Origin of the sequence: Pseudomonas sp. Mn2068 (genome assembly GCF_049319725.1) — a bacterium.
Classification (GTDB): Bacteria; Pseudomonadota; Gammaproteobacteria; order Pseudomonadales; family Pseudomonadaceae; genus Aquipseudomonas; species Aquipseudomonas gingeri.
On sequence record NZ_JBMOUG010000020.1, the window covers coordinates 17475 to 36695 of the forward strand.

At 65.1% G+C, this 19221-nt stretch carries 19 protein-coding genes; 3 read left to right on the forward strand and 16 right to left on the reverse strand.

The window, feature by feature from the left end:
• Window positions 1-6: 6 nt before the first annotated feature.
• From ACL9RJ_RS29985 to ACL9RJ_RS30060, 16 genes are all read right to left on the reverse strand, one after another.
• Window positions 7-999: a hypothetical protein gene (locus ACL9RJ_RS29985; protein WP_017128075.1), complete on the reverse strand. Its 993-nt coding sequence runs from the start codon at window positions 997-999 to the stop codon at window positions 7-9.
• 22 nt (window positions 1000-1021) lie between these two features.
• Window positions 1022-2800: a type III secretion system translocon subunit SctE gene (gene sctE / locus ACL9RJ_RS29990; RefSeq protein WP_017128074.1), complete on the reverse strand. Its 1779-nt coding sequence runs from the start codon at window positions 2798-2800 to the stop codon at window positions 1022-1024.
• Window positions 2797-3288, reverse strand: a complete 492-nt coding sequence (gene sicA / locus ACL9RJ_RS29995; protein WP_017128073.1) for a type III secretion system translocator chaperone SicA — start codon at window positions 3286-3288, stop codon at window positions 2797-2799. Before sicA ends, sctE begins: the two co-directional genes overlap by 4 nt.
• A gap of 114 nt (window positions 3289-3402) precedes the next feature.
• Entirely contained in the window at window positions 3403-4437 is a 1035-nt protein-coding gene (locus tag ACL9RJ_RS30000; RefSeq protein ID WP_017128072.1) for an EscU/YscU/HrcU family type III secretion system export apparatus switch protein, read from the reverse strand.
• Between the two features lies 1 nt (window position 4438).
• The gene (sctT, locus tag ACL9RJ_RS30005) at window positions 4439-5212 is read right to left on the reverse strand and encodes a type III secretion system export apparatus subunit SctT (RefSeq protein ID WP_422765934.1); all 774 of its coding nucleotides are present in this window, start codon (window positions 5210-5212) and stop codon (window positions 4439-4441) included.
• 7 nt (window positions 5213-5219) lie between these two features.
• A complete protein-coding gene (locus tag ACL9RJ_RS30010) occupies window positions 5220-5474 on the reverse strand; it encodes an EscS/YscS/HrcS family type III secretion system export apparatus protein (RefSeq protein WP_017128070.1) in 255 nt (84 codons plus the stop codon).
• Between the two features lie 10 nt (window positions 5475-5484).
• Entirely contained in the window at window positions 5485-6144 is a 660-nt protein-coding gene (locus ACL9RJ_RS30015) for an EscR/YscR/HrcR family type III secretion system export apparatus protein (RefSeq protein ID WP_017128069.1), read from the reverse strand.
• Window positions 6134-7102, reverse strand: a complete 969-nt coding sequence (gene sctQ, locus ACL9RJ_RS30020) for a type III secretion system cytoplasmic ring protein SctQ (protein WP_422765935.1) — start codon at window positions 7100-7102, stop codon at window positions 6134-6136. Before sctQ ends, ACL9RJ_RS30015 begins: the two co-directional genes overlap by 11 nt.
• Window positions 7099-8010 carry a hypothetical protein gene (locus ACL9RJ_RS30025; RefSeq protein ID WP_017128067.1) on the reverse strand — a complete coding sequence of 304 codons (912 nt, stop codon included), beginning with the start codon at window positions 8008-8010 and terminating at the stop codon, window positions 7099-7101. Before ACL9RJ_RS30025 ends, sctQ begins: the two co-directional genes overlap by 4 nt.
• Window positions 8007-8462: a protein SpaM gene (locus ACL9RJ_RS30030; protein WP_103032956.1), complete on the reverse strand. Its 456-nt coding sequence runs from the start codon at window positions 8460-8462 to the stop codon at window positions 8007-8009. The genes ACL9RJ_RS30025 and ACL9RJ_RS30030 overlap by 4 nt, the downstream gene beginning before the upstream one ends.
• A complete protein-coding gene (gene sctN / locus ACL9RJ_RS30035) occupies window positions 8446-9735 on the reverse strand; it encodes a type III secretion system ATPase SctN (protein ID WP_212810683.1) in 1290 nt (429 codons plus the stop codon). The genes ACL9RJ_RS30030 and sctN overlap by 17 nt, the downstream gene beginning before the upstream one ends.
• Window positions 9732-10139 (reverse strand): hypothetical protein, encoded by a 408-nt coding sequence (locus ACL9RJ_RS30040; protein ID WP_017128064.1) that lies wholly within the window; start codon window positions 10137-10139, stop codon window positions 9732-9734. Before ACL9RJ_RS30040 ends, sctN begins: the two co-directional genes overlap by 4 nt.
• A gap of 12 nt (window positions 10140-10151) precedes the next feature.
• On the reverse strand, window positions 10152-12206 hold the full coding sequence (locus tag ACL9RJ_RS30045) for an EscV/YscV/HrcV family type III secretion system export apparatus protein (protein ID WP_422765936.1): 2055 nt from the start codon (window positions 12204-12206) through the stop codon (window positions 10152-10154).
• A gap of 8 nt (window positions 12207-12214) precedes the next feature.
• Entirely contained in the window at window positions 12215-13321 is a 1107-nt protein-coding gene (sctW, locus tag ACL9RJ_RS30050; protein WP_422765946.1) for a type III secretion system gatekeeper subunit SctW, read from the reverse strand.
• 7 nt (window positions 13322-13328) lie between these two features.
• Complete coding sequence (gene sctC / locus ACL9RJ_RS30055; protein WP_422765937.1) at window positions 13329-14993, reverse strand: type III secretion system outer membrane ring subunit SctC; 1665 nt, start codon at window positions 14991-14993, stop codon at window positions 13329-13331.
• Window positions 14990-15664, reverse strand: coding sequence for a helix-turn-helix domain-containing protein (locus ACL9RJ_RS30060; RefSeq protein WP_178989911.1), 675 nt, complete (start codon window positions 15662-15664; stop codon window positions 14990-14992). The genes sctC and ACL9RJ_RS30060 overlap by 4 nt, the downstream gene beginning before the upstream one ends.
• 297 nt (window positions 15665-15961) lie before the next feature.
• On the opposite strand from ACL9RJ_RS30060, the gene ACL9RJ_RS30065 reads away from it, so the two are divergent.
• The 3 genes from ACL9RJ_RS30065 to ACL9RJ_RS30075 all read left to right on the forward strand — a co-directional run bounded on the left by ACL9RJ_RS30065 (window position 15962) and on the right by ACL9RJ_RS30075 (window position 19219).
• Window positions 15962-17173, forward strand: a complete 1212-nt coding sequence (locus tag ACL9RJ_RS30065) for a CmpA/NrtA family ABC transporter substrate-binding protein (protein ID WP_177085198.1) — start codon at window positions 15962-15964, stop codon at window positions 17171-17173.
• Between the two features lie 14 nt (window positions 17174-17187).
• The gene (locus tag ACL9RJ_RS30070) at window positions 17188-17763 is read left to right on the forward strand and encodes an ANTAR domain-containing response regulator (RefSeq protein ID WP_017128058.1); all 576 of its coding nucleotides are present in this window, start codon (window positions 17188-17190) and stop codon (window positions 17761-17763) included.
• A 244-nt stretch (window positions 17764-18007) separates the two neighbouring features.
• Window positions 18008-19219: a nitrate/nitrite transporter gene (locus ACL9RJ_RS30075; protein ID WP_103032959.1), complete on the forward strand. Its 1212-nt coding sequence runs from the start codon at window positions 18008-18010 to the stop codon at window positions 19217-19219.
• The last annotated feature ends 2 nt before the right edge of the window (window positions 19220-19221 follow it).

Consider the following 19221-nt stretch of genomic DNA (forward strand, 5'->3'; position numbering starts at 1 on the left):
CTCACCTCACGCCCTGCTGCCCGTGGTTTCGATCACGCGGATACGCGATTCACTGACCTGCAGCATGATCTCCAGTATTTTCTGCAACAGCGCGGCGGTACTGGCATCGATCTGCGCCTCTTCCTCGCCCAGGCTCTTCTGCACACCCTGGTTGCTCTGCTGCTGGACCTCCCGCTCTTTTTGAGTGATCTCGGCGACCCGCACGGAGCTGCTCACCATGTTGCTGATGACCGTCGCCAGCCCGCTCACGCTGCCGCCCATGTTCAGCAGGCGATCCCACTTCACAGCGGCCAGCTCACTCTCTTTCACGGCCGATTTCCGGAGTTGCCGGGCATCCCTCATAATGTCCTTCACCACCTTGATCTCGCCCGGGGCCACCTGCTTCAGGTAGTTGTCGCGCATGTCCCTTTCCAGCTCCAGAGCCTCCATGGTCGTTTGCTTCTGGGTGGTCAGGCCGGCTTGCTTGTGCTTGTAGCCATCGAGGGTCATGACGGTACCGCCCAGGACCATGGCACCAGCGATCACCGCGCCACCGATGGCGCTGTACAACGCCGCGTTGCCGCCTTCGCGAATCGCCTTGCCCTGCTCCAGCGCGGCATTGCCGGTCATCACGCTGAAATGCCCGCGCAACTCGGCGGTGGCTATCCGGGCAACGTTCAGGGCGATGATCGCGGCGATCAGCACGCCGGTGTGTTTTTCCCAGGCTGCCGGATTGAAAGCCAGTTCCCTGAGGTCGTTGTCGCTGAGCAGCTTTTTCGCCTCGCCCAGCACTGCCGTCCATTCGGCCTCGCTGAAGTCACTGGGATCGGTCAGCTTTTCAAACTCATCCAGCGTGGGCGGACGCAGGTCCCAGGTCACCACGACCTGGTCCTCGACGATCCGGCTCAGGCTTTCCCCACTCAGCGGTCCCAGGCTTTGCCGGACGGCCTGGACAGCCTCCTGCTCCGCCAGGGACACGGGAATCGACAGGGGTGCTGCATGAAGAGAAATCTCGCGCATCGGTATCACCTTCTCTCAACGGTCAGATATGACGGGCGATATGCAGGCTGGCACCGTGACGGTGCTGCATATCGGCCATGAGTTGCTTGAGCTGGTTATCCTTCTGCTCGATCGCCTTGGCGAAAGTCTCCAGCGACTCCTTGAGGTAGTCGCCCAGCGAATCGACCACCGCCATGCTCACGCGGACATCGGCCAGGTGCTCGGCCCCCTTTTTCTGGTGCAGGCCGCTCTGGACCTGGAACCCCGACTGCGTCGCGACCCCGGTCGTCGAGAGCACCGCCAGGAACATCTCCAGGCGGTTCTTCAACTGGCTCATGGCGATATCGTCGCTCTTGGAGGCCACCAGCTCGCTCAGTTGCTTCATCAGGCCGGCCAGGGTCTTGCCTATCGCGCCCGCCATCTGCTTGAGCAGCGACGGCAGTATCTTGGAGAAAACCTCACCGAGCTTTTCCATGACCTTGTTCAGCACCGGGCCGAGCATCGGTCCTGCTGCCTGGACACCGACGACCGCCGCGGCGATGACCATCGCCACGGCAGCGATGGCACCGCTGACCGAACCGATGATTTTCGCGACGTCCTCGGAAACCTTCAGTACGTCCGTCAGGAACTGCGTGACCAGGTCACCCAGCAGCTTGACCAGTTTCTGGAACTCCTCCATCAGCGGCTTCATCGCGCTTTCCATGTACGAGGTTCCGGTCGCCTCCTTGACGATCATGTCCGTCATCGACGCCAGCACCCCGACGATGCCGACCGCCGCGGACACCAGTGCACCGGCGGCGGGCGCGGCGGCCCCCAGGGTCGCGACCGTGCCGACCACCGCCACCACCGCGCTGACGGCCATCACCAGCCAGCCGAAGATCTTGCCGACGCAGCCCATGGCCTTCTGGGCCGCCTCGGCCTTGCGGACTTCCTCCTGGTACTCTTCGGACTTGACCTTCATGAACTCCTGGCGCGCGACCTGCATCGAGCGGAACAACTCCTGATCGGCCTCCATCTGCTTGTCGGCCGCCTCCCCCAGCAAGGCGATCAATTGCGCCATCGCCAGCGCCAGGGCACCCGCGGCGTTCAAATGTTCCTGGCCGAGCTGATCGGCCACCTTGCCATCGACTCCGGCGGCCTGGGCCTGCACCGCCAGGGCCTCGGCCCTGATCGCCACGGACCTGGCCGTGGCCAGCAAGCCGGCATGTGCGTTCAACGCCGTGTCGAAGCCCTGTTGCAAGCCACCCAGGGCCGCCCTGGCGGCATCGCGCCGGGACAAGGCAGCGGCGTATCCGGGCGAAGACGGTTGCAGCGACGCCAGGTGCGACTCGGCGGCTTCGAGTTCGACCTGGGCCTGGTCGAGCCGGGCCTTCAGGCTTTCCAGCTGTTCCTGGCTGGTGTCCACCGCCCCCTGGGCCGCGACCAGCTCACCGAGGGCCAGGGTGTAATCGGCGGACAACCGATCCAGGCCCTGCTGGGACGATTGCGCCATGCTGCGCAGCATCGACAGGCGGTTCTTCAGGCTCTCCAGGCTGGCATTGCCCAACAGCTCGATCAGCGAGGCGATCAGCCGTACGAACTCACCCTCGGTGTTGGCCTGATCGCCATTGACCCGCGCGGGTGGCGGTTGCAGCCGGGGCCGGCCATCGTTCCTGGCACCCTCGGCGGACTCGTAGCCCACTGACTCGATACCGGCCAGCACCTCATGGCTGAGCCGCTGGAAATCGGCGCTCCTGACGGCTGTCCGGGCGGCCTCGGCATAGGGGCTGTCAGCGGCGGGAGCCATCACCCCGGCGCCCGGGACACTGTTGATCGTTGTCATTGCTGATCCTCCGGACCTTGGCTATCGATATGGCGCAAGGCGTCCAGGTACACCTGGGCCTGCTTGCGCAAATCGTCATGGGTGGCACGTTCGAGCACATACTCGAAACACAGCCTGGCCTTGCCGCCCTGCCCCAGGGCGAGCTGGCATTGGCCGGTGTAGAACATCGGACGGTAATCGTCCTTGCCCTGGGCAAAAGCCACGGCATACAGCTCGATAGCCTTCTGGTAGTTTTTCCTGAGCTGGTGCACCGCGGCCAGGCCCATCCAGTACTGGCTGTTGTAAAAATCGTAGATGCACAGGAAGTGGAAAAATTTCTCGGCGTCATCCAGTCGCCCCTGTTCGTAGAACTGGTAGGCGTAGGCATACAGGCCGTCCATCTGCTCATCGCTGATCCCGCGCACGTCCTTGAGCGGCATGCCTTCGAGGACGGCTTGCACCGCCTCGAACGCTATCTGTTCGTCCTCTTGCGTGTCTCTGCGACTCATCGGCCACACTCCTGAAGATGGCGCCAGACGGGCTGACGCGTTGCATTGAGCCAAAATCCCCGACGGCCCACCGCAAAAATGCGCTCATGCAGGCCCCCGGCGAATCGGGCGGGTTCAGGCCTGCTCGACCTGTTCGAGCCAGATCAGCAGGCGCAGGACGTCCTCGATCTCCTGCAGCTTGATGAAGCTGTAGCGCTGGTGCGTCTTGAAGATCCGCCGGGCCAGGCGGATATCGCTGACCACCGGCACCCCGACCTCACGGGCATAGGCGCGTACCGCGAGGGCGCGCTGGTTGGTCTCGATCACGCTGACCAGGGGGATGAAGCTGATGTCCGGCCTGAAGTAGATGCCGATGGCGATATGGGTCGGGTTGGCGATGATCACCCGCGAGCCGCGGATATCGGAGCGGACCTGCTCGGACAGCAGTTCCATGTGCAGGTCGCGGCGCTTCTGCTTGATATGCGGGTCGCCGTCCTGCTCCTTGTGCTCGCGCTTGACCGAGTGCAGGTCCATCTTCAGGTCCTTGATGTACAGCCAGTACTCGCACAAGGCATCGAGCACGACGATCAACAGGGCACAGGCCATGAAGGTCAGCAGCAGGGTCAGCAGCATCCGTCCCCAGGCCGGGAACAGGTCCAGGGGCTGGGCGAACAACTGCGCGAACAGCAACTGGCGCTCGGACTGCCAGACCATCCACAAGGCCACGGCAAAGCTGCCCAGGTAGAGCAACGCCTTCACGCTGTCCTTGACCGTGCGCAGGCTGAACAGCTTCTTGAACCCGTTGATCGGGTTCAACGCCCCCAGGTTCAGCTTCAACGCCTCGGTGGCCAGCGCGAAACCGCTCTGCAACAAGGCCGGCAGCGCGCTGCTCAACACGCAGACGAGGAACAGCGGCAGCACGCAGAGCAACCCCAGCTTCAGCAGGAGCGCGGAATACTGCTGGGTATTGCCGTCGAAGCCGGCGGCGATGATCCGCCGATAGACCTCCATCACGTCCACCAGCGAGACGGAGAATACGAGGAAGACGATCGCGCACAGGCTCATGCAACTGATGACCAGGTCCTTGGCCTTGAACGTCTGTCCCTTGCGCGCGGAGTCGCGCAGGCGCTTGGGGGTCGGGTCTTCGGTTTTCGAGGCACTGGAGGACATCTCAGGGCGCCCCCGCGGGCTGCATATGGACGGCCAGATCCGCCAGCCCCATGCGCAGGACTTCATCCGGAAGATGGACGCCGAAGTACAGCATCAGCACCACCAGGGCCACCAGGCTCTTGACCGTCAGCGAGACGGAGAACGCATTCATCTGCGGTGCGTATCGCGACAGCAGCCCCAGCAGGGCTTCGCTGATCAACAGGGCGGCCACCACCGGCGCGCTGATCACCAGGATCTTGCCGACCAGGCCGTCCAGCAGCGGGAAGAAGGTCGCCAGGCCGATCTCGCAGGTGGGTGTCGGCGGGCACAGCTGGTAGCTGCGGGCCACGGTTTCGACCATCAGCAGCATACCCCCGCCTTCGAGATACACCGCCGCGGCAAACAACTGGAGGAAGTTCGCCAGCTCCGAGGTATCCACGCCGTTGGCCGGATCGACCGTGTTGCTGAGCATCGCCCCGCGCTGGTTGTCGATCAGGTTGCCCATGCCGTGCAGGACCCAGAACGGCCAGCACAACAGGCTGCCCAGCAGCACGCCGATCCCCGCCTCGCGCAACAACAGGCCGAAGAACGCCAGGCTGTCCAGCGCCGGCAACGGCAAGCCCACGCCGGGCCAGAAACCCAGCGCGACCAGGATGATCACCGCCTGGCGTGGCGCCCCCGTCAACACGCCACCGTTGAGAAATGGCAGCATGAAAAAAATCGGCGCCAGCCGGGCGAACGCCAGGATCGCCGCCGCCAGCCAGCTGTGCAGTTCGAAAAACAGCGCTATCGACATCCGCCGCTCAATCCAGTGCCAGGCGCATGACTTCCCGGCTGAAATCGAGCAGCGTCTCGCCGTACCAACCCGACAGCAGGAACAGGCAGACGGACACCGCCAGCAGTTTGAAACCGAACGGCAGGGTCTGCTCCTGCAACTGGGTGACCGTCTGGATCAGGCCGACCAGCAGGCCGACCACGGTCGCGACGATGATCGGCCAGGCCACCATCAGCAGGATCAGGTACAGGGTCTTGTTGCCGGCATACACCAGGTCATTCATGCCATGGGCCTCATTCCAGCAGCGTCAGGTATTGCCTGACCAGCCCGGTGGACAGCAGCGCCCAGCCGTCCAGGGCGACGAACAGCACCAGCTTGATCGGCACGGAAATGATCACCGGGCTCATCATCATCATGCCCAGGGCCAGCAGGATGCTGGAGATCACCAGGTCGACGATGACAAAGGGCAGGTAGAGGTAGAAACCGATCTTGAAGGCGCTCTTGATTTCGCTCAGCGCGTAGGCCGGCAACAGCGCGAACAAGGACGGCTCGACGTCCTCCCGGGACGACGGCGGCGCTTCGTCCGGCCCGACCTGCTGGGCCCGCTCGAAGAAGAACGCCAACTCGGGATCGGTATAGCGGCGCAGGTAATCCTTGTAGCTGCCCAGGCCGTTTTCGCCGAACTCGACGACCGCCTCGACGCTGTCGAAACGCACCTGGTTGTCCTTGTAGTAGCCGTAGCCCTGCTTCACCACCGGGGTCATGACAAACAGCGCCAGCAACAGGGCGATCGCATTGAGGCTCATGTTCGACGGCACCTGCTGCAGGCCCAGAGCATTGCGCACGATCACGAAGACGATGGAGAACTTGATGTAGCAGGTGCCCGCCGCGACCAGGAACGGCAGCAACGAGGCGAACGCCAGCAAGGCGATCAGCGAGACGTCATTGTTCATCCAGAGCCCCTCGACCGACCTGGCGCAATTCCACGCCCAGTTCCTCGCCCAGGTGCACCAGTTCGCCCCGCGCAACCGCCCGACCGTTGGCCCGCACTTCGATATCGCCCAGCACCGCCGGATCGAGCGCCAGGACCTGCCCCTCGAGCAACGCCGCCAGCTCGGCCAGGCTAACGGCTTGCTCGGCCAGGACGAACTCCAGGCGCACGGGCAGCCGGCCGAGCGACGATGCAGGTTCGGTTTTCTGTTCTTCCGGCGTATCGGGTTCAGCGGGTGACAAGCTCATATGCAGGCCTTCTTCGGTAAAGGTGAATTCGCCGACCGGCTGGCCCGCGAGATGCAACAGCCGCGCAGGCCGGCTGATACGCAGGACATCGCCCGCGGCGAGAGTGGACAAGGCCGCGCCGGCCAGCTCGCTGCTGCCGAGGGTCGCCCGCACAGGGTGCGGCACCCTCGCCAACCAGGAACCCGACACGCATGGGCCGGGCAGCCAGGGTTCCGCTGCTGGCGGTGCCACGGGCAGACGGATCACCCACAGCGAGCCCCGCGCCGTGGCGATCCGGGGCAACAGGCGATGCTCCAGAGTTGCCAGGGTGACGGGCTCGACCATCGACAGGCGCTCGTAGCGCAGCTCGTCCAACGTGATATCCAGCGGCCGTGGCACGGCCTGGAACAATTCGGCGAGCAGCTCGATGGAACACGGGGCCTTCAGCAGCGAACGCAGTTGCGGGAGGATGCCGTCGAGCCATTCGCGGGCATCGACCAGCCCCTGCCAGCCAGGGCCCTGGCCTTCGGCGCAAAATCCCAGGTAATCGCCGGGGACGACCAGCGGGCTGAGTTCGGCCTGGTGTCCGCCGCGCCGCCAACGTTCGATCGCACACTGCCGTGCGTGAAGCAGCGGCTCGATCCGGCGCAGCCCCAGGGAGTGTCCCGTCGCGCGGGCCGCTGCACGGTTCAAGATCCTCGGCCGCCATCATCCGGTGCCGGCGATAGCGGTCCGTCGTCCAGCCACCAGTGCGGCTGCCGGTTCCTGTCGAAATTGACCTGCAACTGTTCGAACACCTGCCGGTCGCTCGCACGGATCAGCAGGCCAGTCGAGCCAGCGCCTTCACGGGTGATCAGCACCTCGCCCCGGGCCCGCTCATTGCTGAAAGGCACCTGCAGGAAATGCTGTCCGGTGCCATCGTCCTCCTGCTCGGCTGGCTCCGGTGGCGCACCGTCATGCCGCTCCGGTGTCGCGTCCTGTTCGCCGCTCGCCCCTTCGGCCAGGACCTGTCCGGCCAAGGCCTGGGGCTCCGACCTGACCAGCAGGCTACCGGGCAGCAGTTCGGAAGGACTTCCAGGCTCGGTTTCCGGGACCGGCGCCCCTGTCTCCGGGGGCATGGACGCAGCATTCGCCCCGGAACCTGTCAGCGGCCCTTCACCGTGGGCAGGCATCGCCTGTGTCCTGGCGTCCAGGCCATCGCCAGGTTGTCCATCGACTCCAGCCGTTCCCCGCGCCCAGCCGACCCGCTCTTCTGCGGCCGCGACGGTGGATATCCGCGCCCCCTCGACATCGCCCTGGTTCAGCGGCCCCTCTGCCGGCGCCAGACCCGGCCCCGCCCTGTCCCCGAACGGTTCCTGCGGCCTGTCGACCGAGCCGGTGCCGACCTCTGCCCTGCGCGAACCACCCGGACTCACGGCAGCCCTGCCGGGACCACTCGCCGGCAATTGCACTTGCTGCAACACCGCGAACAATGTCGCGGCCCCTGCGAGAATCACTTCCTCCTCAAGCCCCTCAAGACCCTGCCCGATGCCGTCCGGTGCTTCATCCGGAAAATCCGGCACAGGCTCAACGGTCGGCGATACCCGGGAAATGCCGTTCATCCTTTCATTCCAATCAGATCCTCGATTTCACCCTCGTCGCGACGCAGGTGCCCAAGCCGATGCTCCCGCCGCAGACGCTGGCGCAAGCCGACGTACTTGGCATGCTTGCGGCGCAACAGCAGCAGTTGCTGCTGCTCTCTGTGCACCGCCTGGTCCAGTTGTGTCCGTTGCTCATGCAGGGGGCCGCGCTCGAGCGCCAACAGCAGGATCTGCCGGCGAATCACCGCCTGGCGCCGCAGCGTCTCGAGCAACTGCCAGTGATCGAGCACAAGGTTCTCGGCGCGATGGCTGGCGAGCAACGTCCGCAACGAATCCTCATGCTCATCCAGTGCGCCCAGCTCGCGCTGCAACAGCGCCAGGCGCTGCCGGACCGCCTGCAGTTCGCGCTCGCCCTGGTGCTGGCGCCAGGCACTCAAGTCCAGCAGGCGCTCGATATCAGCCAATGAGCTCATGCAGGCTCCGCAAGGTTTCATCCGGTCGGCTCGGCTCGGTGGCATCCTGGCGCAGCCAGTGGTTCAGGCCGTCCCGGCAGGCCATGGCGCGATCATTGGCCGGATCGACACCCGGCGTGTACTCGCCGAGATCGAGGAACACCTGCAACGCCTCCAGCCGCGCCAGCACCTCGCGGGTCCTGGTCGCCAACTGCCGGGCCCGCGCATCGGTCACCTGGTGCGCCACCCGACTGGCGCTGCGCAACACGTCGATGGCCGGGAAATGCCCCTTGGCGGCCAGGTTGCGGCTCAGGTAGATATGCCCGTCGAGAATCGAACGAATCTCCTCGGCGATGGGGTCCGGTTCGTCATCGCTCTCGAGCAATACGGTGTAGCAGGCGGTGATACTGCCCAGCGCCGTGATACCGGGGCGCTCCAGCAGGCGCGGCAGCGCATCGAACACCGAGGCCGGATAACCCCTGCGCGCCGGCACCTCGCCGGCGGCCAGGGCCAGGTCGCGACGGGCGCGGGCGTAACGGGTCAGCGAGTCGAGCAGCAGCACCACGCACTGGCCCTGGTCGCGAAAATATTCGGCGATGGCCGTCGCTTGCAGCGCCGCGTTGCAGCGATCCACCGACGACACATCGGAGGTGGCATAGACCACCACGCAACTCGCACGCTTATGCGACTGGCGCAAATGATCGATGAACTCGGTCACCTCGCGCCCGCGCTCGCCGATCAGGCCGATGACAAAGACGTCGGCATCGGTATGGTTGATCAGCATGTTGAGCAGCGAGGTCTTGCCTGACCCGGCGCTGGCGAAGATGCCCAGGCGCTGGCCGATGCCGACGGTCAGCAGGCCGTCTATGGCACGGATACCGGTCATCAGCGGCTCGGCCACCGGACGTCGTTGCTGATAGGACGGCGGGTCGGCATCCACCGGATAATCGCGGCCGTTGAACGCCGGTGCCGGCGCCAGGCGCTCGACGATCGTACCGCGCGGGTCGACCACACTGCCGAGCATCTCGGCACTGCAATACAGGCGCAGCGACGAGCCGGTCGGCACGATCATCGACTCGCGCGACAGGCCGCGGGCTTCCCCCAGGAGACTGAGCACCACCGCATCGGGCTTGAAGCCGATCACCTGGGCCCTGGCCAGCAGCTCGACCGATGTCCAGTGCCGGCGGATCTCGCAGACCTCGCCAATCGACACCCCCTCCAGCGCCGCCTCGATCAGCGGCCCGCTCAAGCGTCGGGGATGGGCACCGCGCCGTTCGAGGCGCAGCGCACTCATTGGCGAATGAGGCCGCAGAGTTCCTCGATGGCCTCCATGAAGCCATCGAGCGCCTCGGCAAAGGCCCGGTCACTGTCCAGCGCCTGCTCGGCGAGCATCAACCGCACTTCCAGTTGCCCTTCGTTCTCGAACAACTGCAATTGGCCGGTGCGGGCGTGGGCATTGCCCTTGAGCAGGAACTGCATCAGGTTCTCGGCGCAGTAGGCGAACGTGGCGGGCGTCACCTGCGCGACCACACTCCATAGCCAGACATCTTCACCGATGACGTTGAGGCTGATGTTCGGTTGCTCGATCATCTCCATTTCGATCGTACTATGGCTGTCGAACTGCCCCAGTTGCGCCTCGCTGCAGCCGCTATAACGCAGTGCACCGCGCAAGCGTTCGGCAATGTCCATATCCCGCATGGGTATTTCTCCTTATAGAGTCTTGATGACATTCACTGAAATGGTCTCGCTGAGCTCACCGAAGGACATGACATCCAGTTCGCGAAAGCGCCCCTCGACCAGTTTTTTGATATAGCGCCGCACGTCCACCGAACACAGCAGCACCAGGTCCTTCTGCGGCACGTGCAGGCTTTCGAGGCCCAGGCTCAGGCGATCGATCAGGTCCTCGGACTGCGCCGGCTCCAGGTTGAGAAAGCTGCCACCGGAGGTCTGGCGGATGCCACCGCGCACCACCTCCTCGAACTCCGGCGACAGCAGCAGCACGCGCAGGTCGTTGCCATGGGCGAACTTGTTGCTGATGTAACGCCCCAGGCCGCCACGCACGTGCTCGACCAGGGCAATCGTGTCCTTCTCGCGGGAAGCCCAGTGGGCCAGGGACTCGAGAATCAGCTTCATGTTGCGCACCGAGATGCGCTCGCCGACCAGGCGCTGCAGGACTTCGGTGATCTTCTGCACGGTGACGTGGCGATAGACTTCCTTGAGCAGGTCCGGGTAGCGCCCTTCCATTTCGTCCAGCAGCGCCTTGGTTTCCTGCACGCCGAAGAACTCGTTGATATTGCGCGCCAGCAGACTCACCAGGCAGCGGTAGCATTCGTCGTAGGCCGCGCGCAGCTGGTAACCCAGGTTCGTTGCCGTGCCCTTGCCCTCGGCACCGATCCAGACGCTTTCGAGCTTGTTGCTGTCGCGCCCGCGCACCAGCGGCAAGCCCATGGCGGCCAGCTCCGGCGAATAGTCGAGGACCCGCCAGTGATCGAAATGGATATCGAACTGGTCGGCCCGCACCTCGTTGATCAGCACCGCCACCTGATGCCCCGGCAAGGACTCGGAACCGCGCAATTGCGGCAGCGGGATCTTCAGGCCGTAGTCGACGAAGAACTGGCTGCGAAAACGCTCGGCGAGCCTCGCCCCGCGCAGTTCCTGCAGGCGCGCCGCGGGCACCAGGAACATCAGCGCGACCGTCTCGGTGGCGATATCGTCGACGCTGTCGAGCATCCCCAGCTCGCCCTCCGTCACGGTGTCGGACGCTGCCGGCGGCGTGGCCTCCCGCGACTCCGGCGCTGGCGCCCGGGTCTTGCGCCAGCGCAGCAACACCACCAGGGCCAGGACGCCGGCAATCAGCATGAAGGTCGCCAGCGGAAACCCCGGCAGCGTGCCGACCGCCACCGCCAGCAAGGCGCTGACGCCGATGACGAAAGGGTTGCCGAACATCTGGGTGAGCATGTTGCGCCCCAGGTTGGCTTCGTCGCCGTTGACCCGGGTGACGATGAAACCCGCGCCGATGGCGATCAGCAGCGCCGGAATCTGCGCGACCAGGCCATCGCCGATGGTCAACAGGGTGTAGGTCGACAGGGCCGTCGAGAAATCCATGCCCAACTGGCCGACACCGATGGCGATTCCGCCGAGGAAGTTGACGAAGATGATGATGATCCCGGCGATGGCATCGCCCTTGATGAATTTCATCGCCCCGTCGAAGGAGCCATAGAGCTGGCTTTCCCGCTCCAGCACACTGCGTTTCTCGCGGGCCTGTGCGGCGTCGATGGCACCGGCCTTGAGGTCGCCGTCGATGCTCATCTGCTTGCCCGGCATGCCGTCCAGGGAAAACCGCGCCGCCACCTCGGCCACCCGCTCCGAGCCCTTGGTGATCACGATGAACTGGACCACGGTGACAATGGCGAAGATCACGAAGCCCACCACCAGGTTCTCGCCGATCACGAACTCACCGAACGAAGCGATGATCTCGCCGGCATCCGCCTGGGTCAGGATCAGGCGGCTGGTGCTGATGGACAACGCCAGCCGGAACAGCGTGGTCAACAGCAGCAGGGCCGGGAACGTCGAGAAGGCGAGAATGCTTTCGATGTAGAACGAGCCCATGAAGATCAGCAGCGAGATGACGATGTTCAGGCCGATCAGAAAGTCGACCAGGGGCGTTGGCAAGGGAATGATCAACATCGCGATGATCATCACCATCAACGACAGGATCAGCAGTTCGGGGCGTGCCGAGGCACTGCGCAGGAGTCGATCGAGCATGGCTTTCCCTACTCCCCCGGCCAGTTCGCGCCGATCATGGCGCGCCGTTGCTCGATCTGCTCATGGCCATGGGCGATCTGCGCCAGGGCCGCGAACTGCTCGGCCAATCGCTCCCCGGCGGCGCTGTCGGCAAACAGCTCCTGGGGCAATTGCAGGCAGGCGCGCCGGACCGCCTGCAGCAAGCTCGAACGCTCGCGATGCAACGCCAGCAACATCTGCTCCCCGAGGACACCGGACAACAGTTGGTCGAGTTCGTCGGGGTGCTTCAGAACGCCGAAGAAGAACACCAGCCAGTCGAGTTCCTGCGGGTTGTATTGACGGACCAGGGCATTGTCCAGCAGGCCACCGACAAACATCGCGTCCGCCGAGCGCAGGCGTTTCAGATCGGCGAGACGGGCCAGCAATGAGCCGAATTCGCTGCGCGAGCAACTGGGGTCCTGGGCATCGATGTCCGTCAGCAAGGCGGCCTCGATAAAGGCCAGCACCGCGACCCGCCGGCCCGGCCCGAACAGTGCCACCCAGTCTTCGTAGCAACTGGCGGCGCCGGCATCGCTTTCGAGGAAATCCCGATAGGCCTCGCGCAGGAACGTCGCCCGCAAGGCCATCGCGTTGCCGAACAGCCGGGCTTTCAGGGCACTGTTGATACCGGCCTTGAGACGCCGCGGCGAAGCCTGGGCGATCACCTGTTCCAGCAGGCTCTCCAGCCGCTGGCGTACAGGGGCTTGCAGTTGCCGGCGCCGGAGCAGTTCGCGCAGCACCAGCGCCAGGTCGCTGTCATCGGGGAACAGGCTGCGGGCCATCTGCAACAACCATTCGACCGGTTTGTCCGCGACCTTGCCCAACGCCAGCACCTGGCGGGCCTTGGGTACCACGTCCTCGTCGAGCACCGACTCGAAACTCTCGGGCCGGCTCTCGGTCTTGAGCTCGAACAGGCGGCGATTGCGAAACTGCGTCAGGGCCGCCGACATCTCATCGCTGCTCTGGATAAACCGCTGGAGCAGCGCCGCCGGGCTGGCGTCCTGGTCGGCCGGGTCGGCATCGGGCTGGGCCTGCGCCTCCTGCCTGGCCAGGTCGAGACGGGCCAGGGAAGCACGGGTCAGGGCTGGATTGATCAACACCCCGTCAGCGCTCCGCCGCTCGCATGAAGGCGCGGCGCACCGCGTCCTGCTGCTCCGCGGTCATCAACCCCTTGCCCAGGTCGCGGGTGCTCTCCTGCAGGGCACCGAGGATTTCCTTGGGCTGGATCAGGAACACCCGCGCAGTGTTGGCCGAGCTGCTGACCCGGTAGCGGAACAGCCCGCCAATCAGCGGAATCGAGCCCAGCAACGGGATGCGCGCCACCTGCTCGCGATGATCGTCACGGGTAAAACCGCCGACCAGCAGGCTCTTGCCCTGGGGCACCCGGGCAACGGTGCTGATCCGCGTACGGCCGACCGTCGGCAGCGGCTGCACCGTGGTGTCATTCGTGGCACGTTCCACTTCGCTGCCGTCCTCGATATTCAGCGACATCTCGATTTCATCGGCGATGGCAAAGCGCGGCAGCACGCTGATCAGCGTGCCGTAGGTCACGCTCTGCAGATCGACACTGCGCTCACCCAGCAACTGCGTGTAGAAGGTGCGGTTGTTGTCGAACAGTGCCGGGACGTTTTCCTGGGTCAGGATCACCGGGCGCGCCACCACGTTGGCGCGGTTCTTCTGCGCCAGGGCCATGACCCGGGCCATGAAGGACACGCCATCGAGGGTCGTCGCCGAGCCGCTGTTGAGCGACACGCCCAACTGGCCGCCGACATCGATCCCGCCCTGCCAGCTCACCCCGAGCTGGTTCAGTTCGTCCTTGTTCAAGTCGATGATCCACAACGACAGCTCGACATGACGCTTGGGCACATCCAGGGCGGCCACCAGGTTCTCGATGAAACGCACCTGCTCGGGCAGGCCCTTGACCAGCAGGCTGTTGGTGTCCGGATACGCCACCACGCGAATGTTCCCCGCGGCGGTTTCCCGCGCCAGCACCCGCGGGGCGGTGGGATCGTCCGGGGAGATCGGCGTGGCCAGTCCTTCGAGGGGAAACTGCGGCATGCGCAACGGATTGCCGGCCACGGTCGAGACTTCCACCCGCGGCTCGACCCCGCCCTGCTCGCCCTTGAGCAGGCTCTCGATCACCGTGGCCATGCCCGGGATCGAGATCTTCTGCTCCCGTTGTTCGTAGCTGCGGTCGCCGACAAAGGTGTTGAGCAGGTGGATCACGCCGATCCGCTGCTGCCCGAGCAACAGTTCGGAGGGCTGGTTGTCCATCAACTGCGCCGCCTGCATGACCAGGTCGACATAGATCGGCGGGCCGGACACGTAAAAGGTCCGGCGCCCGTCATTGCGCAAGGGGTAACGCGAGTCCTCCAGGCCCGACTGGCGCAGGAACTGCTTCAGGGTGTCGACGCTGATCACCCGCAGCGCCACCACCGAGCTTTTCACCTCGGAAGCGTCATACAGGTAGATGGCCTGTCCGTCGCTGTACCAGATCAGCCCCATCTGGGCGACGATGCGGTCGAAGGTCTGCCGTGCCGAATGCAGCGGGAATTCGCCACTGATGCGTTTGCCGGCGGCGGCCTTGCTGACGATGATCGGCTTGCCCAGGGGCGCCGACAACGCGGAAAAGAAGCTGCGCAGGCCTTCCTCGCGGGCCACGTAACCGTCGGTTTTCGCCGGTGCGGCAACCGCCGGCGAGAGCGGCAGGCAGGCCAGCAGCCAAATGCCGAGCCAGTGACGCGAGGCGCGCAACGGCGCAGGTTTCAACCCCGCTGCTCCATGAGATCGAGCAGCCGGCTCGGCGCGACCCCGAGCAGTTCGCGAACTTCCTTGGAGAAATGCGACGAGGAGGCATAACCGTACTCCAGCGCCACGTCGGTGAGCGAGCCGCCGCCGCGGATCATCCGCAACAGCGCCTTGGCCGTGCGCCAGTCCCGCAGTTCCGGCTTGGCCGCCCCGCCCAGGGCCTGGTGACACAGGCGGCGAAAATGCGAGACCGACACGCCATAACGCCGTGCCAGGCCGATCAGCTTTTCGCTGGCGGTGCCCTGCTCCAGCAGAAACTGCACCAGCCAGTAGCTCGCGCTTTGCCGCAACATCCCGGCAAACCGTCGGTAGTCGGCGTCACCGCGCAACGCCCGCTCGATATACCAGCGCTCCAGGCCCTCCTTGCTGGCGGCGATCGCCGCTGTCACCGGCAAGGCGGCCCAGGGCTCCGCGCAGGGCCGCCGCTGGGCGAAACCGCCGCCCATGTCGATGAACACCTGCAACTTCATCAGGCAGGTCCCGGACAAGCTCTCGCAGAGCAACCCGCCGGAAACCACTCGCATCGCCGCCCGCCCCACCAGCAGGCCCTGCCAGCCGGCGGGCAGGCACCAGCCGACCTTGAGGTCATCGTGGCACAGGCACACGCCGGTCTCGCCGGCCCGTACGTACAAGATCCGCTCTGCGGATAGAACCCCCGGACACGTTATCGCGAAGCGTTCGTCAACCTGCACCCTGCATCCCACCTGTCTGTCGATGAATCGTCAGCGATCATCGCGTGATCGCCGCGGCAGATCATGATGAGAAGCTGATGAGCCGTCGGCGCGAACCGGGACACTGGCATATGCCTTGCTACATCGGTGAAAACCCTCACCAACGGCGGTTCGGGTGCAAGGACAAAGACGTCGCAACCCGTCAGTGCATAGGCCACGGACCGGGTGCGGCGTTTTTTTATGAAGAGTGAAAAGCCGATGAACGAATTTCCAGCCAATCCCCTGGCCTGGGTCAATGGCAGCGATGCCCCGGAAAAGAATGCCCTCGACCTGGGCTTCATGCCCCTGAGCGATTGCGCCTCGCTGGTGGTCGCCGCCACCCAGGGCTTTGCCCAGCCCTATGGCCTGACCCTCAATCTCAAGCGCCAGCCATCCTGGGCCAGCCTGCGCGACAAGCTGGTCAGCGGCGAACTGGACGCCGCCCACAGCCTCTACGGGCTGGTCTATGCGGTGCACCTGGGCATCGGCGGCAGCCCGGCCACCGACATGGCGGTGCTGATGGGCCTGAACCAGAATGGCCAGAGCATCAACCTCTCGTCGGCCTTGCAAGAGGCGGGCGTGACCAGCCCTGAGGCACTGGACCGACGCGCGCACCAAAACAAGGCAAAGCTCACCTTCGCCCAGACGTTCCCCACAGGCACCCACGCCATGTGGCTGTACTACTGGCTGGCCAGCCAGGGCATTCACCCGTTGCAGGACGTCAACAGCGTGGTCGTCCCGCCGCCGCAGATGGTCGCCCACCTGCAGGCCGGGCGCATCGACGGCTTCTGTGTCGGCGAGCCATGGTGCGACAGCGCGGTCAAGCAGGGCCTGGGCTTTACCCTCGCCACCAGCCAGGCGATCTGGCCCGATCACCCGGAAAAGGTCCTCGGCTGCACCCGCGCCTTTGTCGAGCAGTACCCCAATACCGCCCGCGCCCTGGTGATGGCCGTCCTCGAGGCCAGCCGCTTTATCGAGCAGAGCCCGGAAAACCGCCGGAGCACCGCCCAGTTGCTCAGCGGCAGCGACTACCTCGATGCACCGGTGGAACATATCCAGCCACGCCTGCTCGGCGACTATGAAGACGGCCTCGGCCATCGCTGGCAGGATCCCCATGCGTTGCGCTTCCACGGCAACGGCGAGGTGAACCTGCCCTACCTTTCTGACGGCATGTGGTTCATGACCCAGTTCCGCCGCTGGGGCCTGCTGCGCGAGGACCCCGACTACCTCGGCGTCGCCCGCCAGGTGCAACAACTGGCGCTCTATCGCCAGGCGGCGGCGGACCTGGGCATCGAGCATGGCCCCGAAGTGATGCGCAGCAGCCAGTTGATCGACGGCAAGGTCTGGGACGGCTCCGACCCCGCCGCCTACGCCCGCGGCTTCACGCTGCATGCCCTGCACGACGAGCCGGCCGCGCTCGCCCGCCGCTGACAGGAGATCCGAACATGTTGCGTATCCTGCTGATCAACGACACGGCAAAAAAGGTCGGACGGCTCAAGGCCGCCCTGATCGAGGCGGGTTTCGAGGTCATCGATGAATCGGGACTGACCATCGACCTGCCGGCCCGCGTCGAAACCGTGCGCCCCGACGTGATCCTGATCGACACCGAATCCCCCAGCCGCGACGTCATGGAGCAGGTCGTGCTGGTCAGCCGCGACCAGCCCCGGCCCATCGTGATGTTCACCGACGAACATGATCCCGACGTGATGCGCCAGGCCATCAAGTCCGGCGTCAGCGCCTATATCGTCGAAGGTATCCAGGCCCAGCGCCTGCAACCGATCCTCGATGTCGCCATGGCCCGGTTCGAGAGCGACCAGGCCTTGCGTGCCCAGTTGCAGGCACGGGACCAGCAACTGGCGGAGCGCAAGCGCATCGAACAGGCCAAGGGCCTGCTGATGAAGATGAAGAACTGCAAGGAAGAAGAGGCCTATACGCTGATGCGGCGCCAGGCCATGAGCCGCCAGCAGAAGCTGATCCAGGTCGCCGAGCAGATTATTGCCATGAGCGAACTGCTCGGCTGAGCCGACGGCAGCGATGGCGAATCTGGCCCGCCTCTTGCTAAGTCAATCCTGCAGGTAACCAACGGCGGTTGCCCCACTGTACGACAAAGACGTCGCCCACCCCTTTCGCGCAAGCAGAGCGGGTAGCGGCGTTTTTTGCGTTTTGGCTCCGCAAACGCGGGCCGGTGGTGCAGCCGTGCAGGCGCACCACCCGATGCCCCTTGCTATAGCCCCTCCCCTGAGACTCTTACCGCTGAGGTGCGTCATGAATGCAAGTTTCTGGAAGTCCGGCCATACGCCGACCCTGTTTTCGGCCTTTCTGTATTTCGACCTGAGCTTCATGGTCTGGTACCTGCTCGGCCCCCTGGCGGTGCAGATCGCCGCCGACCTGCACCTGACCACCCAGCAACGCGGGCTGGTGGTGGCCACGCCGATCCTGGCCGGGGCGTTCCTGCGCTTCCTGATGGGCCTGCTGGCCGACCGGCTGTCGCCCAAGACCGCCGGGATCATCGGCCAGGTCATCGTTATCGGTGCACTGTTCGGTGCCTGGCAACTGGGCATCCACAGTTATGAGCAGGCCCTGCTGCTGGGACTGTTCCTCGGCATGGCCGGCGCTTCGTTCGCCGTCGCCCTGCCCCTTGCCTCGCAATGGTATCCGCCGCAACACCAGGGCAAGGCCATGGGCATCGCCGGGGCCGGTAACTCGGGGACCGTGTTCGCCGCGCTGATCGCCCCACTGCTCGCGGCCTCCTTCGGCTGGAGCAATGTCTTCGGTTTCGCCCTGATCCCGCTGGTGCTCACCCTGGTCCTGTTTGCCTGGCTGGCCCGCAATGCACCACAACGGCCCAAGGCCAAGTCCATGACCGACTACATGAAGGCCCTGGGCGATCGCGACAGCTGGTGGTTCATGTTTTTCTACAGCGTGACCTTCGGCGGCTTCATCGGCCTGGCCAGCGCCCTGCCCGGCTACTTCAACGACCAGTACGCCCTGAGCCCGGTGACCGCCGGCTACTACACCGCCGCCTGCGTGTTCGGCGGCAGCCTGATGCGTCCCCTGGGTGGCGCCCTGGCCGACCGTTTCGGTGGCATCCGCACCTTGCTCGGCATGTACACCGTGGCGGCGATCTGCATTGCCGCGGTCGGCTTCAACCTGCCCAGTTCCTATGCCGCCCTGGCCCTGTTTGTCCTGGCGATGCTCGGTCTGGGTGCCGGTAATGGCGCGGTGTTCCAATTGGTGCCGCAGCGTTTCCGCCTGGAAATCGGCGTGATGACAGGGCTGATCGGCATGGCCGGTGGCATCGGCGGCTTTGCCCTGGCGGCCGGCATGGGCGCGATCAAGCAGAGCACCGGCAGCTATCAGCTGGCCTTGTGGTTGTTCGCCAGCCTTGGCGTTCTCGCCTGGTTCGGCCTGCACGGGGTCAAGCGGCGCTGGAGAACCACCTGGGGCTCGGCCGCCGTCACCGCCGCACGGGTCTGAGC